Origin of the sequence: Vibrio comitans, from assembly GCA_024346835.1 — a bacterium.
Classification (GTDB): Bacteria; Pseudomonadota; Gammaproteobacteria; order Enterobacterales; family Vibrionaceae; genus Vibrio; species Vibrio comitans.
The window spans coordinates 910064-934163 of the sequence record AP024866.1 but is presented as its reverse complement, the minus strand read 5'-3'; the positions used below and the strand labels follow the sequence as shown (position 1 = coordinate 934163).

General features: G+C 48.5%; 1 protein-coding gene. It reads right to left on the bottom strand.

Annotated features, from left to right (window positions below; translation table 11 throughout):
- Window positions 1-98 precede the first annotated feature (98 nt).
- A complete protein-coding gene (locus OCU46_RS04280) occupies window positions 99-23987 on the bottom strand; it encodes an LEPR-XLL domain-containing protein (RefSeq protein WP_141271018.1) in 23889 nt (7962 codons plus the stop codon).
- Window positions 23988-24100 lie beyond the last annotated feature (113 nt).

The window sequence follows — 24100 nt, the reverse complement described above, 5'->3', positions numbered from 1 at the left end:
CCCTTTGATAAAGTTAGTCTTGTTATTTCTATCTGTCCATAGAAGTCATGGTTAACTACTCCTTTCAAATAGGGATTTTGACCACTTATACATTTCCTCTATTGGTTCTTGCGATTTGAAGCGCTTGTCGTCTTCTTATCCGCACGCATCACCATCCAACCACCTAGACCCGCAATTGCAGCTTCAACATCTATGCCGCCTTCACTTTCCTTAGTATCAGCTTGCATTTCTAGCTCAGGAATACATTCACTGTCTTGCTCCAAGCACTCTTGCACGGCTAATTCAGCAGGCGCTTGCTCAGCGTCGTTGTCATTGACTTGATCTAACTCTGCATCAGGTACTTGCTCTACCTCAGGTTGAGTCACTTCCTCTGTTTGTTCTAACTGTTCAGCTTCTGCAGGAGCAGTTTGTGCTTGCACCTTGCCACTAGAACCACCAGAGCCCGATTCAGCGATAACAGCTATTAGATTGTCGAATGCCTGCTCCGCTTCAGTAGTAAACTCAATAGGTGCTGCCACAGAGCGCGTTCGCGCTGTTTCAGCCAAGTCAGACTCAACATATAGCTGATCCGCATAGCCACTAAATAGCCCTTGTTGGGATAAACGAATGAAATCCAATTGTCCTAATGCTAGCGAGATAATCAGCTCAGGGGTATCAACGGTTTCACTTTCCACTAAGACAAATTGACCATATTCACCAACCAGCAAATCATCATCAAAGCTTGCGAAGAATGAGTCACTACCAAAGTGTCCCTGCAGGCTATCTTGGCCAGCGCCACCAATAAGGGTATCGTCACCACCTACAAATAGGTCAATCGCATCAAAGACCAGTCTATCGCCCTCACGCACAACCTGTGAACCATCACCACCGATGAGGTCATTACCTGCACCACCATCTAGAGTATCGGCGCCGAAACCACCGAAGATAATATCTCTATCGCTACCACCCTCAATGAAGTCATCCCCACCAATTGAAGTATTGCCCGTTTTCACATCGATATAACGGCCAGTACTGTCGGTAACGATGCGACCATCATCGCCAATGATGATGGTTTCACCAGAGGTATTTTTTACCTTGTCGTTACCCACACCAGCGATTGAGTGGTCATTACCCGCACCAAGTACAATGGTGTCATCGCCACCTGTCGCATTCTCTTGGTCTGTACTGACAATCAGGCGATGAACCCCATCTATAAAGTCCACCTCACCATTGTCACCGACAACAATATCACTATCATCGCCCGTGGTAATTTGGTCTCCAGCAAAGCCACCTAAAACAAGATTAATGCCATTACCTGCATTGATAATATCTGCACCACCTTGATCAACTGCAGTACTCGTCGCCTGTACTATGATGCCGTCATTGTCATAGGACACCTGCCCATTATCACCTAGGATATGGTCCATGCCATTCGCAGTGGTCACAACGTCTGAACCATTACCGGCAATGACTAGGTTGTTGCCTTCACCCAAGATGACCTCATCATCACCGCCTAAGTCTTCTTGAGTGGTTCTGGCCAGTGTTAAGATGCCATTTCCGTTGTAACTAAGGATGCCATTATCCGCTAACACTTCTGTATCACCAGAATCAGACATCACGATGTCACTATTTAGGCCTGCAATCACTCTATCAAAACCAGTGCCTACCTTAATGATGTCATCACCTGTGGTTTCATTCGTTGTATCAGTGCTTTGGATTGAGCGAATAACGCCATCGGTAACATCAATCTGACCATTGTCACCAATCACCACATCATTACCTGAGCCGGTGGTCACTTCATCGCTACCAAAGCCCGCGACTACGATATTGTCGCCATTGCCTGCGTCGATAACATCATCACCGCCAAGCTCTAGTGAGGTCGATTTAACCTGCATCAATACGCCGTTGGCATCGAAGCTGATCTCACCATTGTCACCAACGATAATGTCTTCACCGTTTGCCGTGTTAACAGTATCCGAACCCATACCTGCGATAACCACATTATCTCCCTCGCCGAGGGTCACTTCATCGTCACCGCCAAGGTCAGGCTGTGTAGATTTCGCATTGATTAGGATGCCATTGGCGTTGTAGTTCAGTGCGCCGTTATCTGCGATAACATGGCTGTTGCCCGAATCCGACATCACGATGTCGCTATCAAGCCCTGCAAGCACTCGGTCAAAGCCGCTACCAACATGAATAGTGTCGCTACCCGCGGTTACATTCTCGGTATCCGTGCTTTGGATTACCCGAATCACACCATCGATTAGGTCTACCTGACCGTTGTCACCGATAACCACATCGCTACCAGAACCAGTAGTCACCTCATCAGAGCCAAAACCTGCGATAATGCGATTATCACCGTTACCTGCATTGATGGTGTCATTGCCGCCTTGGTCGATAGCGATAGACTCAGCTTTAACGAATACACCTTGCTCATCAAAGTCCAGCTCACCGTTATCACCCATGATGATATCGCTACCGCCCGCTGTGATTACGGTATCTGCACCCTGACCCGCGATTACTACATTGTCGCCCTCACCTAGGGTAACCGCGTCATCACCGCCTCGGTCGGTTTCAGTGGTAATAGCGTTGACCAAAATGCCATCGGCGTTGTAGGTCAATACACCATTGTCGGAGATAACATGGGTGTTACCTGAGTCTGAGGTAATCTCATCATTCTCGATAGTGGTAATAAGCTCGATGCCATTAACGGTCTCGGTAAGCTCCTCGGTAAAGGTATCCAAACCCGCAATCACACGGTCTGAGCCAGCACCAAGGTGGATGGTATCGGCAGCTGCAGTAGAGCGGTCCGCATCTGTGCTTTGCATGGTGCGGATAACGCCATCTACAAGGTCAATCTGACCGTTGTCACCGATAACGCTATCATTGCCATCATTGGTAGTGACCTCATCAGAGCCAAAGCCGGCTATAACAATGTTGTCACCAAGACCCAGAGTGACGTCATCATCACCGCCAAGGTTAATATCATTACTTAGCGCGCTAACAAGAACTGAACTAGTGTTCCAAGCGCCTGTGTAGTTAAGCTCGCCATTGTCCGCAATAACATGGGTGTTGCCAGAATCAGAGGTAATGGTGTCACTACCAAGGCCGCCAAGCACGCTGTCGTTGCCTGAACCTAGGTGAATCTCATCATTACCAGAGGCATTGCTATTACCTTGTTCAGTTTTCAGTGCAATAGCGTTGTTTCTTAGGTCTACCTCACCAAAGTCACCCAGCACCCAATCATTGCCTGAGCCAGACTCAACATAGTCGCCACCTGCGCTAGCTAGGATAATGTCATCACCTTCATCACCATAGATAGTATCGTTGCTGCCTGTATTGGTATCTGAGGTAGTAATTAGGGTAACCACGCCAGTATCAATCAGGATATTACCCATGTCGCCAAGGATGATATCGCTATCATCGCCTGCGATATCAGCGCCCTCAGGACCATTACCACCATAGATAGAATCCGATGCTTGACCGCCAAGCAGGATATCGTTGCCTGCGCTACCTGTGATGGTGTCGCCACCGCCATTGGTAAAGCCAACGTTGCTTACCTCTGTTACATCACTGAGTGAGGTAGAAAGGATACGGTTAACACCATCTAGTTGGTTGATCACACCCTTGTCGGCAATCACGATATCATCCCCAATTCCAGCATTGATGGTGTCGCTACCAACCGTTAGAGAGTCAGAGGTTTCTAGGTTGTCGTTCACAGCATCTGCGATGTTCACCACGGTTAGGATCTGAGTGCTCAAATCCAAACGCGTGCTTACGTCAACATTGAACCCTGCATCACCATAGATATGGTCATCACCACCTAGGCCGTTAATGGTGTCGTTACCCGAACCACCCGCAATATGGTCGCCATATTCACTACCGATAATAGTATCGTTGCCTTGACCGCCGAAGATGGTTACCGAACCACTCGCACCAGTGGCATTGATAATGTCATTATCTGGGTTACTAAACTCACGCGCTTTATCGGTTTTCTCATCTGAGGTTGCGTTATAAGCAAAGCCGTTTTGACCGGTATCACCGAACAAGATAAGCACACCATCGGCATCACTGCCGGTCACGCTTAGGGTGTCGCTACCACCACCGCCATGAACGACAGTAATTACATCAGCTGCAGTATCGGTAATCGTGACGTTGTCATCGCCTTGCCCAAGGAATAGCTCTACCACTTCGACATCTTGGTACTCTATACCTTCACCCATTCCTAGACCGGTTAAGCTAATATCGCTAAGCACACCACTGTCGTTTTCTTGACTGCCATCGTTGAACACATTAAGCACGTCAGTTTGTAAAACTTCACTCACTTCAATGTTCTTAACAGGTAGGTCTGTGTCGGTTTCACTCGGTAGCATGACGGCTAGGCTAAGTGCACGCGCCTTACCTTGAGGTACACCGCCCTCAATGATCAACTTGCCTTGGATACCAGTTAGAGTGTGTGGTTGAAGTGGTGGATTTTGAACCGGCTGAGCCTCTTGTTCTTGATACTCCTCATTCACAGATAGAGTGATGGTGATAGGTTGATCCCAGTTGGTAGAATCAAAGGTCACTGTGTTGTCATCGGCATTAAAGCGAGGGTCTTCACTGCCAAACAGAGTCTGACCATCGTTCAATAGATTCACAGTTACCGGAGCCGTTGGCGCTTTACTTAGCACTAAACTGTAATCATCATCCTGAGCCTGACTTACTAGAGTTGAGCCGTCAGTCTGCGTCACGATAACCGCACCGCTATCGTTATCCGTTACAAACAGAATCTGCTCTGCATCATCCACTTGGTTGTAATCAGAATCATTAAGATCGCTGCTGGCCGATAGCTTAACGCTACCTTGATATAGGTTCTCCACATCTAGGTCATCCAGAGCGTTCACGCTGAAGGTCTTAACCTGATCCCAGTTGGTGTGGTCAAAGGTCAACTCGTCTGTGCTGAACTCTAGCTGAGCTGAACCGCCAGCACCTAGCATCTCTGCAATAGAGACCGTAACGGTTTCACCTACCTCTGGCTGTGTCGCAAGTCGTACATCAAATGTAGCGCTCGCGCCGCCCTCGGTAAGCTGATCGCCACCTTGTGGAAGAACGATAATATCCGCTTGGTCATTATCGAAAACATTCACCTCAACGTTAGCGATATCCAGACCATCAAACTCAGGGTTATCACTGCTTACGCTGTGGCTAATCACATAGTCACGCACCCCTTCCATGGCGCTATCATCGATAGCCTTCACATAGATCTGTGTGGTGTCTTGCCAGTTAGAGCCTGATTCGTAAGTCACGACCAGTGACTCATAGAAGTTGATGTTGTCAGTGGAAACCAGGATGCTGGCTGCCTGACCATTGGTATTGTCTTTGTCGCTGCTAGAAGCTCGCGCCGCAGAAACTGTCACATAAGCCACAGTCGCCACATTTGGTTCATCAACACTTAGAGACAGCTCGTAGCTATCTGTCATGCCATCTTCGTCAACCGTTAGCGATTGAGTATCGATAGCCACAGCGCCATTCTCTTGGCTAGCAACGTTCAGTGATACGCCTTCAACGAAGATACCATTGTACGCTTCATCATCACTAAATACGCTGTGGTTGATAAAGCTGCTACGACCTTCAACCGAGTAAGAAACAATTGGCTTAGTCACATCGCTGGCTACGTTAAATACATCCGCGCCCAGACCGCCAATAATGGTAGTTTCCACATCGGCGTTTGTACTTAATACATAGAAAGTGTCGTCACCCTCAAGACCGTCAACTTCCGCAAACTCAATGCCTTGATAACCAATGTTTAGACCTGCACCAAAGATGCCGTCTTCGGTGATCATAAAGTTGTCATCACCCTCGGTACCAAGAACCACAACCTTATCGCTACCTGCACCACCGTCGATCTTAAGGGCTGCATTGATACTGTATTCGATGGTATCGGCACCCTCACCACCAAACAGCTCTACATCTACGCTGTTGTTGGTTAGACCGCTATCGGCCAGCAAGAATGCACGTACCACAAAGCTATCATCACCTGCTTCACCATAAAGTTTGGTTACTGCCTTATTCGAGTAAACCTTGATGCTGTCTTCACCATCACCGCCGTAGATCACCATCGGCAGGCTGTTACCGTTACTCAAGAAGCCTAAGGTGGTTTCTGTAGTCTCGATTTCATCACCATCAGCGACAAACGGACCTACACGGTCACTACCAAACAACTGGCCTACTTGGAAGGTATCATTGTCTGCACCGCCATCTAGGGTAAAGATGGTGCCGGTATCATCACTGTAGAAGCTGTCTTCACCCTCTAGGCCATTGATGATAAAGCGTGCATTGATGTTGCCATCGTAGTTGATGCGCTCAACGGTATTGCCGTAGCCGCCATTGCCGTCATCATGCAGCGCTGCTACAAAGTTGGCGCGGATCAAGAAGGTATCAGCGCTTGCTAGACCATTTAAACTAACCACATCGGCGCCATCATTGCCCGCACCTGAGTCCTCAATGTCGATGATGTAATCGGCATCGCTACCTGTGCGATTGATGATGTAGCTATCGGTGCCACCTTCGCCATCAAGCACTAGTTTGTCTGCTCGTGTATGAAGCTGATTCACTGTGAGTTCGTCATCGCCAGCGCCCATGCTTACATAGGTATCGCCAATTAGACTCTGCGTATCGATAAGTAGCTGATCGTTACCCTCACCGGCATCGATATTGATGTTGGTTGCATTTAGAGAACCTTGCAGAACAAAGCTGTCGTCATCAGTGTTACCAGTTAGGTTGATATCATCACCAGCTACAACACTGCCTTGGATATCTAGAGTTGCGCCCACCGCATCTTGGTCGCCAATCTGACCAGAATCGATCTGGATAGTAACGTCTTTATCCGCATCCAGTGTTGCACCAGATTCCAGTGTGAAGCCGTCTCCCGAATTAATGTAAATACTTGCGTCAGTCTCTAGGGTTACGCCCGATACTATAGTTATGTCATCGTTAACCGAATTATCTTTCGACTTAAGATTGATATTGCCATTGGCAATTATGTTCTGATCGATAGTCATAGGGCTCTGTGTAACCAAGTTAATTTCACCACCAGCCTCAAAGCCACTAGAGATACCATCAACCACGCCACCCACATTCAGGGCTCCTGTATTCAGGATGTAGGTACTACCTGTAGTGGATTGCCCTTGGATACTCCCCACCTGAGTAGCTAGTGCCTTATCACTGGTACCGATATCTAAAGAAGCAAACAGATAGGTTTTACCTGAGATGATATTGTCGCCACTGGCGCTATCATTTAGGATTCGACCTGCAGGAGCCGCTATAAAGGCGATAGCCGCTGCGCCGGTTTGAATGGTGTTTAGATACAGGTCACCGACAGTTTCTGTAAGATGTGTGTTGTTAAAGCTAGATACGGTTAGATTCTCACCCTCGGCCGATCCAGAATCCACCTCGATATCGCTCCCCACTTGACCAACGGTATCAAAGCGCGAGGTTAGCGAGATGCTCGCACCCACGATGTCTGCAAGCTCACTTGGGTCATCAGTTACGCCATCTAGAATAGCCAGGTGCGCGGCTAGCTCTACATCACCCTGCGCTGATTCCACATGGTCAACATCTAGGTTGCCCTCAGTCTCGTTCACACGGATATCATATTGAGCATTAGCGGTTAGCAGGCCACCGGTTAGATTAATATCAAGAAGGTTACCAATAGCACCTATGCCACCTGAGTTTGCAGTTAGCACTACATCAACGGCACGGATGTTCTCATAGTCGTGATCAAAGCTATCAACAATAGAGCCGTTTAGAGCTATTAGGTCAACGGTTCCACCGCTTGAGAAGATCGTCGCAACATTGATGTCAGAGTTAATCTCGGTAATAAAGATGTCGCCCTCTGCACGTGCAGTTAGGGTTGCATCCGCTGCTAGGTTAATGTTGAAGCGGTTGCTTGCACTACCAATTGCGCCTGAGCCTGCCTCAAGGATCAAGGTAGATCCAGCCGTTACTGAAGCGCTGTTTCCAGTGCCATCCGTTAGATCCTGCTTCGACTTGATGCGAACGTTATCGCCAGATACAGAATCGATCTGCATCGATTGTTCTGAGCCAAGATACACATTACCCGTAGCGGTTGCGCTAATTGAACCTGTAACAAGCACATCAATATCTTCACGCTGATCAATAACCACCTTGTTCACACTTGCAGTGCGATAGTCGTTAGAATTAAGCGCAATGACTGAACTTGCAATGCTAGGATCAACCTCTTCAAGGTCAACCACTAAGCCAGCAACACGACTCACTTGATACACTTCACTGCCCAGAGACACAAAGCTATCTTGTGCAAGGCCTAGGCTTGTCCATACATCACCGTCAGTGTTAACCAAAGTGGTTAGATCTGGAGTGCTGCTAATAGCTGCCACATCCATAGTTACGGCAAACTCTACCGAAAGTGCAGTCGAGATCAGCGTAATGGTGTCAGAGGTAACTGAAGCAATTTCATAAAAACTGCCTTCATCATTGGCATTGGCACTGTCACCCGCAATTCGGATTTGCATGCCAGCAACAAAGCCATCGCTTACCCAGTTGCCTGATGAACGAACTAATTGGTCACCACTGTCTGACTCAACCACATCAACAACCACGTTTTGAGTGCGCTCAGTAAACAAGAAGTAAACGTCATTACGTTCAGCGGCTGCTAGCTGAACACGCTCATCGTCTGAGTAATCACCATCAAGATCGATTTCAACTGAACCCACTGCGCTACCAATATCATCTTTAGTGACGATAGTGATATCACCACCAGCAGAGATGTTGGCATCCTCGATGGTTGCTTGGGTATTAGTGATAGGTTTTAGTAAGCTACCGCTAATAAGGTTTGTCAGCTCATCTTCAGTCCAAACATGTACGCTCGCCGTTAGACTATCTGTCTCATCTTGACTCAATACATATTCGTATTCGTCATCATAAGCCTCACCGCCATAGGTGGCATGCAGCGCATGGTATTCTGCAGTGCGCTTGTTCACTAGCGTTTGAATTGCATCGTCAACGAAGGTATCAAGAGCGGAGCCTGTGAGTCCATCTTCAGCACCGATAGTCTCGTAAACCTCGCGATAATATGCCTCTTCATCCACCGACAGACCCACTTCTTCATCAGCAATATAGTCGCCATCAAATTGACCATTGCGGATATTCCAGTAGGTGCTGTATTCCATCTCACGAGCACTCACATAAGCATCGATAACATTCTGAACCTTAGCGCTAGCAGCATCACTACCGCCGATCAGACCAAGGTTCTCCCAAAGACCTGTGCTTAGGTCCTCATAGGTACGTTCGTCACGAGCGGTTGAGTTGTTGGCATCGATTAGCGAGCCTTTCGATGCCGTGATGGTCACGTCGCCAGAAGTCGAGGTGATTTCTTTAATTAGGAAGTCACCGTCTGTCTCGCTAAGGTAAATATCGTTAACAGCCAGTACAGTCACTGAATCGGTATTCTTCACACCGCTGTCGATGGCAAGCGCTTGTGAGTTAGTGCCCACATGGGCTTCAGAGTTAATGTAGATCTGACCACCACGCACAACACCCGCAGTGCCAGACTCTGCTTCAACACCGCCTACCGCAGATAGGTAAATCTTACCACCGGTATCATTGCTAAGCTGACGACTGGTTGCTGAGGTAATGTTTTTAACCACTAGCGGGCCATCTGTCTCAACAATGTTAATACGGCCGCCGTTAGTAATAGCGGTGATACCGCCACCACCATTGTTGGTTAGGTTAGTGCGAAGCGCGTTGCTTGCAGATTCAATACTCCCATCCACATTAGTTTGCACTTCTCCGCCAATATTCTTCGCATCGAGCACGATATCCATCCCGCCTACTGTACCTGTAGATTTGGTGATGATATCGGCATCTGTAGTGATGGTAGTGGTACCCTCAGTATTGCTGATGGAACCTTGAACAATCACGCTACCACCGTTTTCCGATGTGATATCGATTGAGCCAGCCTCAAGGCCGGTAAAGGTAATGGCTACAGCATAATCGGCGCGGATAGAGTGAGTAGATTCGTAACGAACCTTACTCTCTTCCACAAATTTAGCGTAATAAGTTTTCTTGCCCCACCAAGTGCTCTTAGTCCACTTACGAACCAGTGAGGTTTCATTATCAAGAACGATAGGCTCATCGAGTTCACTGAAGATGTAGGTCTCTCCACCCTCATCAAACTCAAAATACGCACCTTCACCTCGTAGAGTTGGGTCACCTACCACCTCAGGCTCACCATCAAAGGTCACATCTTTCGGGTCTTTTGCAAAAGCATCAATACCTAGCCAAGACGAAGTACCTTCAGTGGTGTAACGACGTTCAAAGGTCTCTTGACCCATGGTCCATGAATAACGCCAACCCTCTCTAGGGTCATAAGTCATATCATCGGAACCTGTTGTCTCCACACCGTTGGTAGTGACTGTCACGCCACTCGCATCCTTGGTATAGATAGTCTCTACTGGATTATCTGAGGTACCTTTCGCCTTGTCGCGAATAATCAAGGTACCCTTACCACGCTGCGAGGCATCCAGACCCATGATCTTCACGTCAAGGTCGGTATTGTTGATGACATCGATTTCCGCATAGCCACCAAGAAGTTCAATCTCTGAATTGGTGTTGGTGTTTAGGATGTGCCCCTCAAGTTCGATATAACCGCCGCTAACGCGCATATCTCCAACCACGATTTGATCATTAGTCGCGTCATAGAATACTGAGAAATCCTCACTGCCCACATCAAGACGTACAAGACCTGTCGCACCGTCAGCACGAAGCTCATCTATGGTGTCTTCCATATCTTGGGTGATGTTTAGAGTGAAGCTCTCTTTACCACTTTGGATCTTGCCGTTGATATTAATGTATTCAGAGGTAATAGAAATATTGTCTGCGTAGATACTCGGACCGGTAATAGAGCGATTAATCAGGTTGTTGATCTCAGCTAGCGACGCTTCTTCAAGTCCATTGTTACCAATCGCAGAGTTCCACTTCGCATACTCTGAGCCATCAACGGAATAGGTAGAACCCGGTGGCAAACTGATAACGGTAGAACCGCCAGTCATGACTACCTGATCTTTCACATCAATGTCAGCATAGATGTTGATATCACCCTTACCTAGAGTGCTTGAGCCTTCTCCGCTCAGGCTCTTAAGCTCTAACTTACCGCTGCGGTTTGCAATGTCCCCATTTAGGGTAATCGACGGCCAAGTAAGAACAGAGTTATTGTCCTGTGTATCTACCCTATCGTTTAGCTCAATCAGAGCAAGGTCCAGATCCACATCGTTCACGATAGAGATCACCGGATCATCCTCGCTACCTACATCTTGTCGCTCACCATTAAGAAATACCCCACCATTCTCTTGCGGAATGGTAATGTCATTCACCACCAGTGATGCCAAGGTATGGTTCAATATGGTGACTGATGCGTCTCCAGGTGACAGTACCGTACCCGTATCTTCATAATCGCCAGAGCGAATATCGATACGGCCCGCCTCTGCATGAATATCGTTGATGGTAATTACCGGAATGTTTAGAGTGATAGCGTAGTACTCACCATCGCCGTCCACATCCATCAGGCCTTTTTCAACCATCAGCTCGCGCAAACGATTAATTTCTGACTTATAAAAAGCCTCAATATCAGAATCTGAAGACTTACCATCGTTGAAGATAGAAAGCTGCTCTTCGGCGTACTCTAGGTCTTCAAATAGGCTAGAGCTTAGCGCTTCAATAGAGGTAGAGAAGCTAATGCCATCTGTCTTGTTCACTTCATCTACACTGCCGTCGTCATTTAGGCTAACGAACTCAATGGATTGGTTACGACGAATACCCGTTTCTAGAGTACCAGCATTGTTCACCGTGCCTGTGGTGCCGATGGTCACGTCACCACCCAGTTCAGCAGTGCCGCCTAGCGCTGATGCCCAGTTCACTGTTTTGGTCTGTGCATCCATATCGGCAAAGCCAAAGCGCTCAGCATGCAGATTCATCTGACGCGCTGTTTTAACGTGCGAGCCAGAGGCAATGGTAATATTGTTGGTCTGAGACAGGGTGGCGGATGCACCTGCATCATCAATAGGAATCACACTGTCTGAGAAACTATCAATCAGAGAGTGAACCTTATAATCATCTCGGTTGAAGTCGGTATCAGTACCGGCCGAGATATTCATATCCCCATAGGTGGTTAGATCTGCACCTTGGTCGATAAGCACGGTATTTACCGGCGTGATATTAACGTTGGCATTGGTCACTGACACTGAAATCGCACCGCTTGAGTCTGCCTCAACAGTACCTACAACCTCACCCTGACCACGAGCCGCAATCTGAATGTCTCCCTCAGAAACCAAGACCGCGTTTTTACCTACGCGCACCTTAGCCAGCAGCTCATCATCTTTGATCTTCATGGTTGCACCTGTACCTGCCAGTGCACCTGAAGCGTTTAGAATCACCTTCTCGGTAATATCAAGATCGTTTAGAGAATTAAGGGAAATACCATCGGTATCACCTAGTCCCCATGAGGTCAGCTCGGCATCATCACCCACATCTATAGTAGTCGCCATATCCAGCGTAGTGATACTGTCAGCACCTGCGGCACTAGCAAGACCTACAGCCACAACATCAATTCGGCCATTTTGGTCTTTCTGCGCTCGGTTAATGGCATCCACATTGATATCAGATGCGCTGATTTCTAGGTAATCGCTGTCACTAGAGCCGTCACCCAATATCACGTCTACATCAGCGGTGATGTCATGATTGATCTCTGCACCCGAACCAGATAGCAAACCACCAGAGGCCGCCACAACGCGCGCATCAAAGCGAGTGATGTGCTCTGCCTTCACATCCAGTACACCATCACCTGAGTTCTCACCCAAGGTAATGCTGGATTCGTCGTCTACAGAGACTTTCGTAGTGCTGGTAGAGCTAGTTTCAGCCGCCACACCCGCACCAGCTAACACGCCACCGCTACCTGCAACCGCCAACACATAATTATCTTCTGTCGCTTTCGCTACCATGGTTAGGTCGCCACCAACGTAATCGGTAGCCGACATGGTTACTAGGGTATCGACGTCTGTATCGCTATCGGCAAACACCACGCCTGCCGAGATAAAGCCGCCCGAAATACCGTAGGCCTCAGATTTTTGCTTCGCACTCGCTAACGCCTTAACCGAGCCGTCACCTGCAGCCTCGATATCCGAGTCCACCATGCTAACGCCGATGTCCCCAATCACTTCACTTTCAACGAACACACCGGCTCCTGAGAAGCCAAGGCCTAGAGAGACTGAGGTCGCAACACCCATGGTGTAAACATCATCGGTAGAGCTCGCGGTTAGAGTAAAGTCACCTGTGGTATCCAGCGTTGAATTGCGAACATCACTGTTAAGGTCAATGTCCACAGTATTGATAACGCGTGTTGCGCCGATGGAGACAGACACACCGCCGGCAAAAGAGGCCGCCAAACTTGCTGTTGCCGCAGTCGCGTCGATATCTGAAGTGCTTGAAGAGGTGACTGAAATATCAGAGGCGGTAACTTGAGAGCTGTCTTCGATATAGCTGTCTACATCCGCATAGGCATAGTTCTCTACCCTTACTGCAGCGCCAGATACGGCAATACCTGCCGCCCCTGCCACAACTGCGGCACTGCCTGCGCCCACGCCTGCATCAATAGTCATATCAAGCGTTGAATCTACCTCAAGTGCTCCAGAGGCATGAACTTGGCTATTGTCGATATAACTCTTAACGACAACTCGATCGTTATCTTCACCAATTTCATTCACCGCTACCGAGCCGCCCAGAGACACACCGATACCACCGCCGGCACCACCCGCGCCTGCTGCCGATACCGCAGCCACAGTCGCTTCAATCTCAGAGGTATTGTCTGCTTTAACATCGACAGCACCCACTTTATCGTTTGAAGCACCTAAGGTGCTGTTGGCGATATAAGCTTGGGTTTCACCGTAGATGTAATTTGAGGTTTCTGCTCCTGCACCACTGATAGAGACACCGCCACCAACGCCGCCAGAGGCTGCAATAGAAGCCGCCACCGAGGTTGCTTTGATGGTATTGTCAGTGGTTGCGGTAACACTAATATTACCGCTATTAAGTTCGCCAACATCGGTGATATAGGCAAAGGTATTGGCATCCACAGTATTGCGAGCCAGAGCGACACCAATGCTTAGTGAAACACCACCTCCGGCGCCGAACGCAGCGGCTAGAGATGCTGCGCCCGCTTCTGCGGTGATCGATGTGGTATTGTCTGCATCAACCGTCACGCTAGCGGTGCCGATAACCTTATTCGATGCTGAGCTGTTGTCGATATAGGCTTCAACGTCTGCATAAACCTTATTGGTTGTGTTTACTCCAGCACCGGCACCTGACAAACCGCCACCTGCACCGCCAGAAACCGCCATGCTACCTGCGCCCACACCTGAGAAGACGTTCATATTGCCATCGGCATCCAGGTTGAGTGCGCCGGTTGAGGTAATGCCACTGTTCTTAACATAGGTGCGAATCGCTTGGCGATTGCCACTGCTACCAATATTGTTAGTTGCAAGTGCTGCACCGATAGCCACACCGATACCGCCACCAGCACCACCTGCGCCAGACACGGCAACCGCAACTACAGTTGCATCGATATCTGAGGTATCCGATGCAGTAACATCTACCTTGCTCGAGCTATCGATTTGCGAGCTTTCAATATAAGACTGAGTTACGCCAGAGATGCTGTTAACAGCTTCAGCACCTGCACCACTGATAGCTACACCGCCACCAGCACCCGCTGCAAATGAAGCCGTTGCCGCGACCGAGGTTGCATCGATATCATTAGTTGCTGTCGCCGATACGCTGATAGCGTCAGCACTATCAATCTGATTCGCACCCTTGATATAGGCCGAGGTATCAACCTCAACGGTATTTTCTGCAATAGACAGACCGATAGTTAGCGTACCGCCACCACCTGCGCCGCCTGCAATACCTAGAGAAGCAGATCCTAGCTCAGCCTCGATAGTAGATTGGCTGGTTGCTGTGATGGAGATACTAGCCGCATCGATAATGGCATTGCTATCACCGGAGTTGTCGATATAGCTTTCAATTAGCGCATAAACATCGTTAGTGGTTACAACGCCAGAACCCGCTCCCGCTAGGCCGCCACCAGCACCGCCAGCAACTGCCATACCGCCAGCGCCTACGCCAGCAAAGATGGCCATCTGGCCGTTTGCTGTCAGGGTCAAATCGCCCGTTGCTTCAACAGTTGAGTCTTGAATGTAAGAAGCAACACGAAGGCTATCATCTGAAGTGCCGATTTCGTTCTCAGATACTGATGCACCGATTGATACGCCGACACCACCACCTGAACCACCACCGCCAGAAACAGACACTGAAGCAACCGTTGCAGAGATATCTGAGATATTTTCTGCATCTACGCTGACCGTGCCTGCGCTTTCAACATCCGCACCATCAAGATACGCTAGGGTATCTCCACCAATGCTGTTCATTGAGTTAGCGCCAGCACCGCTTACTGCGATACCGCCGCCGCTACCAAAGGCAACCCCAAGCGAGGCTGCAACCGATAGCGAATTAATTGTATTGTCAGTAGAGGCATCGATATCTAGTGCACCACTACCAAGCTCAACATCTGCACCCGCAACGTACGCGCGGGTATTATTGTCTACATCGTTTCGAGCAAGAGCGACACCAACAGTAATGGCTACAGCTCCACCACTACCAAAGCCTGCTGCTATTGTCGCTGCACCCACATCCGCATCAATGTCTGAGATGTTGCTTGCGCTTAGGGTTAGAGAAGAGCCTTTAATGGTTTGATTTAAGCTGTTGTCGATATAGGCATCAACATTAGAATAGATTTCGTTGTAACCACCAGCACCGCTGCCAGAAGCAGCAATACCTACGCCGCTACCCGCCGCTGCAATGGCCGCAGAACCTGCGCCAACGCCTGCATCGATATCTAGATCAGCAGTTGAAGTGACAGAGATATCACCCGTGTTGTCGATACCTGAATCAATCACGCTAGCGGTAACGCCCAAGCGGTTGCCCGAAGTACCGATATTATTCTTGGTCTCAGCGCCGCCAACTGACACGCCAAGGCCGCCATCGGTACCGCCTGCACCGGCAATAGAAACCGCTGCAACCTCTGCGTTCACCTTAGAGGTATTGGTTGCAGTTACAGTAACGTTGCCCGAGCTGTATGCCTGACTGTTCGCAATTGAAGCTTTGGTCTCACCAGTAATAGAGTTGACCGCATTCGCGCCCGCGCCACTTACCGTGATGCTACCTGCGCCCCAACCTAAGGCAAACGAGGTAGCCACTGAGGTTGCGGTAATAGTCGCGTTAGTGGTCGCAATTACGTTGATATCACCCGCTCTGTCATCTGAGGCGCCAATATCCACGTTATCAATCAGAGCAACGGTGTCGTTGTCGATATCATTCTCTGCCAGAGCCACACCGATACTTAGGGCTACTGAACCGCTTGATGCCGAGAAGGTACCTGCAATAGATGCCCCTACCACCGCACTGGTGATAGAGCTTGTATCCTTAGCCTCAACCGAGATGTTGTCGGCCTTAACCACATGGTTAGCTTCAACCGCGGTAATGCCCGAGGTGGTATCTATCATGATGGAGTTTTTCGCATCAGAACCAACGCCACTCAGGCCGACCGCAACGCCGTCGGTTGAAGTACCGATAGCCACAGAGGCTGCAATCACATTTGCAGTGATCTCTTGCTTACTCTCCGCATAAGTGTCCACATCGCCACTGATGTCTATGCTCGAATCGGTAATTATGGCGCTGATAGCATTAGCTGTGCCGTTATCATCACCAATAAAGTTTTCTGCTAGAGCTACACCGATACCACCAGACACACCTGTACCTGAGGTTGCGCCCGCCCAAGCGATGCTAGCCGACACTACGGTCGCAGAAATATCACCGTCCGCATCTGCTTTCACAAACACGCCGTTGTCAGCATTTGACTTAGCATTAACCGTTGTTGCCTGATCGATAGTGCTGCCATCAATCTGAGCAATGGTATCCCCATAAACCTCGTTCTCTACCGAAGCGCCGCTACCTGACAATGTAATTGTGGTGTTACTGCCACTTTGCAGGCCAACAGATGGCGCCACAACTACTGCGATAATATCGCTCTCGTTGTGCGCCTTCACGTCCATGCGAGCCGTATCTAGGTCATGGCTTGGCATTGTGATAGTGCTGTCGATAACCTTAGAGCGGGTATTCATGCGAACATTGTTGTAGCTCACGGCTGCAGCAACAGACAGACCTACCGAGGTATCGTAGTCTGGCGAAGTATCTTTACTTACCCCTGCACCAATGGCGACAGAAAGGATATTGGCATCACTATTCGCTTGATGGCGCACCTTACCTGTGGCGATATCGATATCTGCATTACTGATAACCGCATCGATGTCGCTCTCAATATTGTTCTCTGCATAGGTGACACCCACAGTGCCGCTGCCTGCATAGGCAACGCCAAGGGCTACTGCATAAATCTTAGAGGTGTCTTTAGCCTCAATATCTACGGCAAAGTTCTCTGAATCCATGCCTGTGATAGAGCCAGTACCGATATTCGATAGGAAGGCATCCACGTCGTTATCGACGTTATTCACAGATACATTCCCGGTCAGTGCAATACTGGTGGTATTCGAACCCGAAGGCGTATCACCTACACCTGAAAGTGCAGCCGAAACCGACGCTGTGACTACTGTAGTATTGTTAAGTGCTGTTATAGATAGGCTATTCAGGTCTAGGCTATTCACACCCGAGATACCTGCATCGATATCCACGTCTACGTCATTACGTAGACCGATACCCGCAGCCGCCAGAGCAAACTTCTGTGCTTCCGAGCTTGAGTAAGCAATAGGGAAGGCATACACGCCTGAACGGTCTTCCGCATCTAGGGTCACCGCGTCTGCGTTTAGGCTATTTAGGTTGTAGATAGACGCCGATGTTGTGTGATCGGCAATATTGAAAATAAACGCACCCGACACAGAAATGCCGTACGCGCTGTTATTGGTCTTAGGTGTATCACCGCCTGATGGCGCAACCTTACCCGTAGCCCATGCAGCACTGATAGCTGAACCAATAACAAAACCGTCACTGTTAGCTTTAACCTTAACATCACCATTTACATCGATATCGCCCGAGCGAGCATTGGCATCTTTCGACCCAATCTCTGCCTTGGTCACCTTATCGATGATATTCACTATGGAAGATGCGCCCACACCGATAGCACCACCGGAAGCGCCGCCACCTGCAATGGTGATGATGTCCACGCGGTTGTCTGCAGTTACTGTCAGACGCTCAGTGCCTGGAGTGTTGGTAATGCGAGTAGCAATGTCTAGATCCACGCCTGACTCAATACGAGCATTGGCATTACTATCAATGATATTGTTAATAAATAAGCCAGACAGACCCAGGGTGCCCTTACCGTAACCTGCTGAATAGCCTAGGTTAATCGCAAACACATTCGAATCTGCATCCACTGTTAGGTCGTCGGCATACACCAGCGCGCCATCTTCGATAATGGCATTGCTGTTAAGGGTCACCGTATTGATATACACACTCACGCCAGCGCCATTTAGCGCTTCAGACTGACCTGCTTTCTCGTAAATGGTTTTAAGAATTGGGATATTTGAGTTGGTCGCTGTAAGTAAACCAACATAGTCCACCTGTTGGTTAACCGTATTTGAAGTTACCGACACATCACGATTGCCCTGAGCCAAACCGCCCAAGAAGGTATCAACTATGTCGTGATACTCTTTATCACTCACCTCATCAAAGGTGTTTTCAAGTGCTGTTCTCTGGTTAACTTGCACTGTACCTAGCACTTTGGCATTGGCATTTTGAGTCACGTTTAGATAGCTAAAGTTAAGGCCGATGGAAACCTTAGCACCAGCTGCTTCAGACTTAACTGTATTGTCGATAAGATACAGGTCACTATCGCCGCCCAATAGCTGGCTCGGAAGACTGGTAACCTTGTCACCCAATAGCTCCCATTTGAATGGATCGCTGAAATCGGTTTCTGAAAGGCGTAGGGTTTCCGTCTCGTCACCCACATATTTATATACTGCACCCAAGATGCCAATATCTGGTTGCTGAGCCTCGGTCTGCTTCCAGTCGTAATCTTTATAATGGAAGCCAACTAGATCCCCTGGATTAACCGTGTAATCAGTATCAATTTCACCCGGCTGTACAAAGTCTGGTTTGACGTATTTAAAGGTGGTATCTGGGCTAATAAGGCCAGTTAAATTTTCAGTTTCAGAATCTATGGATAGCTTATCTAGTACATCTAGCTTGGTATTACCCTGCACCAGAGCATTGGCATTGTTATCCATATCCGCAACCATAACGGATACTGCGCCACCAAACGGCACCTGGTTGAACTCACTCTTGGTACCCGTTGAGCCGGATAATTGCGAGGTTTGAGAAACTGTGCTCGAAACCGAAGTCACGCTGGTCAGTTGTCGGCTTTGAACCGACGCGTTCTGATCCAAAGAGCCGCCTACTTGAATATCACTGCTCTTATCAGCAAGGCCAATATAGGCATTAGCATTGTTGGTATCGTCGGCATAGCCAAATGCGATACCTAGGGTAAATTTGGTCGGTTTTAAGCGGTCCGACGGTGCAACACGTTTAGTGATAAACTCTGGCATTCCTTTAGAGGCCAGTTTATCAGCGGCTTTCTGTTTGTATTTATCTTTGAAGTTATCGAGAACACTTGGCACACGATCAACAATGGCTGAAACTTCAGTGCCCCACACCCCATCGACACGCCCTTGTTTCTGTTCAGCGTTAACATCTACATCTCCGGCAATAATGATATCGCCAGCTAGCGTGGCATTAGTGTCACCATGTTCAATATGCACTGCCACACTCGCGGCAAGCTTACCCTTATCACCCGCATCACTTAGAGCACCCACATAGGTAAAATCAGAGGTGTATGCCGATACCTCAAGGTCGCCTTCTCCTACGATGGTTGCTGAATCTGAAACTAGAGTAGTAGAGTCACTCTCGAGGATGCCAACGGCCACACTAAACGCAAAGCCTTTAAAACCATATCTAGGTTCAGACGCCACCTTCATATAGTTCTCAACTTTGGAGGAGATAAGCACATCTCCTTCTGCAATCACAGTACCGTGCATCTCGACATTGGCGTCAGAGCGTATAGAGCCGATGGAAACTGAGAATAGAATAGCCAGTGGCTCAGATTTCACGCGCGCGATTGAGCGAGACTCAATCACTACATCGTCACCCTTGATAACCGCACTCTCATCGATAGTGATTGTGGTGTCTACTTTGGAACGAGAATAACCAAAAAAGAGCGCAAAGTTCTCAAGCTCAGCCTTAAAGTCTTTAATACTTAGCTCATCAGATTCTAATGAGTCACCACCGTAGTTAACCGGGCTATCAGGGTTGGTTTCTGCAAAGGCAATGATATTGATATCACGACCTTCAATAGTGGCGGCACCAATAGTGACACTGGCACTCACATCATCATAGTTATAGAAACCTACGCCTTTGATCTTATTGCGAGAGTCTGAAGCAATCAGATCGATATCACCGCTTTGTTGTAGGGTCAAACCTTTAGCAGAGATGCTGACTCCGTCTTCAACAACAATATGGCGCGCATAGAAGCCGATATTACCTGCTGTGTCAGCATCATCGGTATTCACGTCCGCTTTGATGGTGATGGTACCACCGACATCAAACTTAATAGACTGACCCACAACAGAGACATTGCTGTCTATGGTGAGGTCGCCACCTGTCTCAGTGACAAACGAGTAATTCGCACCTGTGATGCTGGCGTAATCGAAGTTATCGATGTTGAAGGTCTCGCCACCGCCATAAAAAACCACATCATTGCTAGTTGCCATGTCAGATACGGTCACATTCACGGTGTCAGTATCAGCGCGCCCAGCTACATTGATGCGAAACTCATTAATGCCGTCTCCGCCTTTTAACTCAACATTGGTGTCTGCGGCATCTAGGGTTGCGTCAATGGTTGCAGTTGAGGCATCAAGAAGAGTTGCTCCAGCAGATGCAGTAATTTCAGCTCGCTCGATATCGGTTAGCGTGACACTCTTGTCTGTCTGCATATCCCCTTTCCAAGTGAGGGAGCCATCGGCTACATCTACTTGGGTATGGGTTGCTGTTGTGCTTGTAGTTACCGTGTCATAACCGCCATTACCATCTACAGATGCATCATCATCGTCGATGGCAAAGAGGTCGATCCCCTCAGATCCCAAGAAGGTGTCACTACCCTCATTACCTCGCTGAGTAGTGAGTTGCACCGAGGCCAACAAACTCATGCCTAATCCAGTAACCACTGAATTAGAAACACTTTGTCCATCTAACCCCAACACTGACAGAATCGAGGTATCCAAACTGGCAACACCAAATGCCGAAATACCTGAGATAGAAAGAGATGCGGTATCTTGATCAAACGAGGCAAACATAGCACCTGACTCTCGATCATCGGCTAAGTTGATAAGCCCAATCAGTTCTTCAAGAGTTTGGGCTGACTGGGTGTCTACCTCAAGGATTGTGCTGTCATCATCAAGGGTAAAACTTAGGAAAAATTCGTCTAGATCAGCCCAGCCGGCGACAAGTTGCATGTCTGTAGTTTCTGACAAACCAATAAAGTCGGTTGCGTCAAAGTCATCATCGCTATCAGAGCCGATAAGCTCAGCGCTCTCAATACCCAAAAGATTAATGACTGCCAGATCTGTGGTCAGCTCATCATTATCCAGATCAAAACTGTGCCCGACACCTGTATTACCACTCATATCGGCAATCAAGGTATCTTCACCCTCACCGCCCTCTATAATGTCGTTGGTTTCACCGGATACATAGATAAAGTCATCGCCAGCGCCTGCATCTATGATGTTGATGCCTTGAGCCCCTTTAATGCTATCGCTGCCTTGAAACGTTGAGATCTTACTGTTGCCGTCAAATGCTGATAGGTCTACGTCATCAGCGCCAACGCCACCTTCTAGATCCAGATAATCACTGCTACCAAAACCTACCAAGCTATCTAACACTTCTGTGCCAGCCTGAGAAAGAAGCGCACTCACGTCATTGCTGGCTGAAATCAGCCCTATCATCGGCTGCCCAGAATAGAGCCCAGCAAACTCCACATCCCAGCCATCATCGGTTGCGGTAACGATCAGCTGACCATAATTTAGGTCTAGGGTCTGCTCAAACGCACGAGAGATATCACGCGCGGTAGCGTCCCATGCCAGCTCTTCGGTAACAAAACTCTCACTATTGATATCAAAGGTGATGGTGTAACCCGAGCCACTGGTAATCGCAGGAAGGGTAATATTGACGACTTCGTTTAGGCCTTGGGAAAGGTTCAAATCGTAATTAATGCCATTGGCGGCAATAGTCGCTCGGCCTTCAAAGCTTTCCTGCAAGGTATCAACACCTGTACCCGCGGTTATAGTATCGGCGCCACCGAGACCAATTAAGGTATCACCGTAGTTTGAAGCGGTAATAACATCATCTAACTCACTACCTTCGAGGGTAATGTCATAATCACCGGCCAAGCTGGCATCTAGGATATAGCCATCCACATCATCTTCATTGGCCTGCGCCTTTAGATACACAGCCTCCATATCAGTCAATGTGTCTGTTTCATCGTCGTTCACCTTGATGGCGTTACCATCCAGGACGAAATCAGCGGCTCTTACCGCGATGACTTCATCAGAGCCATCACCACCGTCGATAGAGTCACTGCCTGCACCACCGATGAAGACGTCATCACCAATACCACCAAGCAATTCATCTGCACCGGCGCCACCAATCAGGTGTGCATCCAATTCAGAGGCAGAAAAATCGAAATAGTTGTCGCCACTGCCACCCTCGGCAGCCAAAAGATTCACATCCACTATGGTAACGGTCTGATCTTGCGTCTCGGTAAAAATCGAACCATCCCAACTGCCGCCTTGATAAACATAATCGATATCATCATTAACTGAATCGAGCTCCAGTTTAATATCGACGCCCCCTGAAGCAGACTCTTTAAACAAAACAGTATCATAACCACCAAAGCCATCTACGCTATCACCAAAACCCACTACAAATAGGTTGTGATTAGTGTCCCCAACAAAGCTATCAGAGTAATCTGAACCGATTAAGGTTGTCATGCCGGTAACACTATCAAATCCTGTCACCGCCTCGTTTTCAAGGTCTACACTGACCCCTTCGCTGTATTGGCTGTAGTCAAGGTAATCACTGCCGCTACCACCGAGTTCATCAAAACCTTTGAAGCTGATGGTAGTGGCGCTTACGGAATCTAGCAGACCACCGTCATTAAGGTTTTCTAGTGTTGAAAGGTTTCCCTCCCCTTCACCGGTGATTTCCCAGTTGTAGCTGCTATTGATGGCAGCCAAAACGTGAATAGAGTCATCGCTTTGTGTGGCTTCAATGGCTTCGGTATTGAGGAACTCAACTGTGCCGTTATCACCAAGGTTACCCTCGTTGTCACCATTGATCTGCCAGTTACTGGTGGTGACGTCTGAACCAACAGCTACGGTATCTGAGCCGTCGCCACCGTCAAATTGGACAATGAAGTTTTGTTCACCAAGGTCTAGGAAGGATTGGTCTACGGTAAAGGTGTCATCGCCGTCTGTGCCGGTAACGGTGATAACTGAGGCGTCGCCGATGCTTTCAATCTCGCGCTCACCTAAAACACTGCTGTCGTTATTATCTATGAGCTGGATATACTGCTCGTTTGGTGCCTTCTCCACCACTTGTAAGGTCACATCATTGCTATCAGCAATGAGTGCAGCCAATGGGTCAGCAGACAATAACAATCTGGGCTCAAGCTGCTCTATGGCAAAGGTATTATTTTGCGCAGGTGAAAGCCTCCACTTAGAGGTTTTCATCGCATGATTAATCTCTGTCATTAGGTTAGAAAGTCGTGGCTTAACAACCACTTCTTTTTTCGATGACTTAGATGCGCCCAATGGTGTATTCATAACAATACCTTTTTTCAGGGAATCCCGGCACGAGATAACCTTACACTTCCTGTGGTTTTAGCGGTCACTAAAAGCAAAAACGCACAGCCAATGCGGCTGTGCTGTCTGTTAGA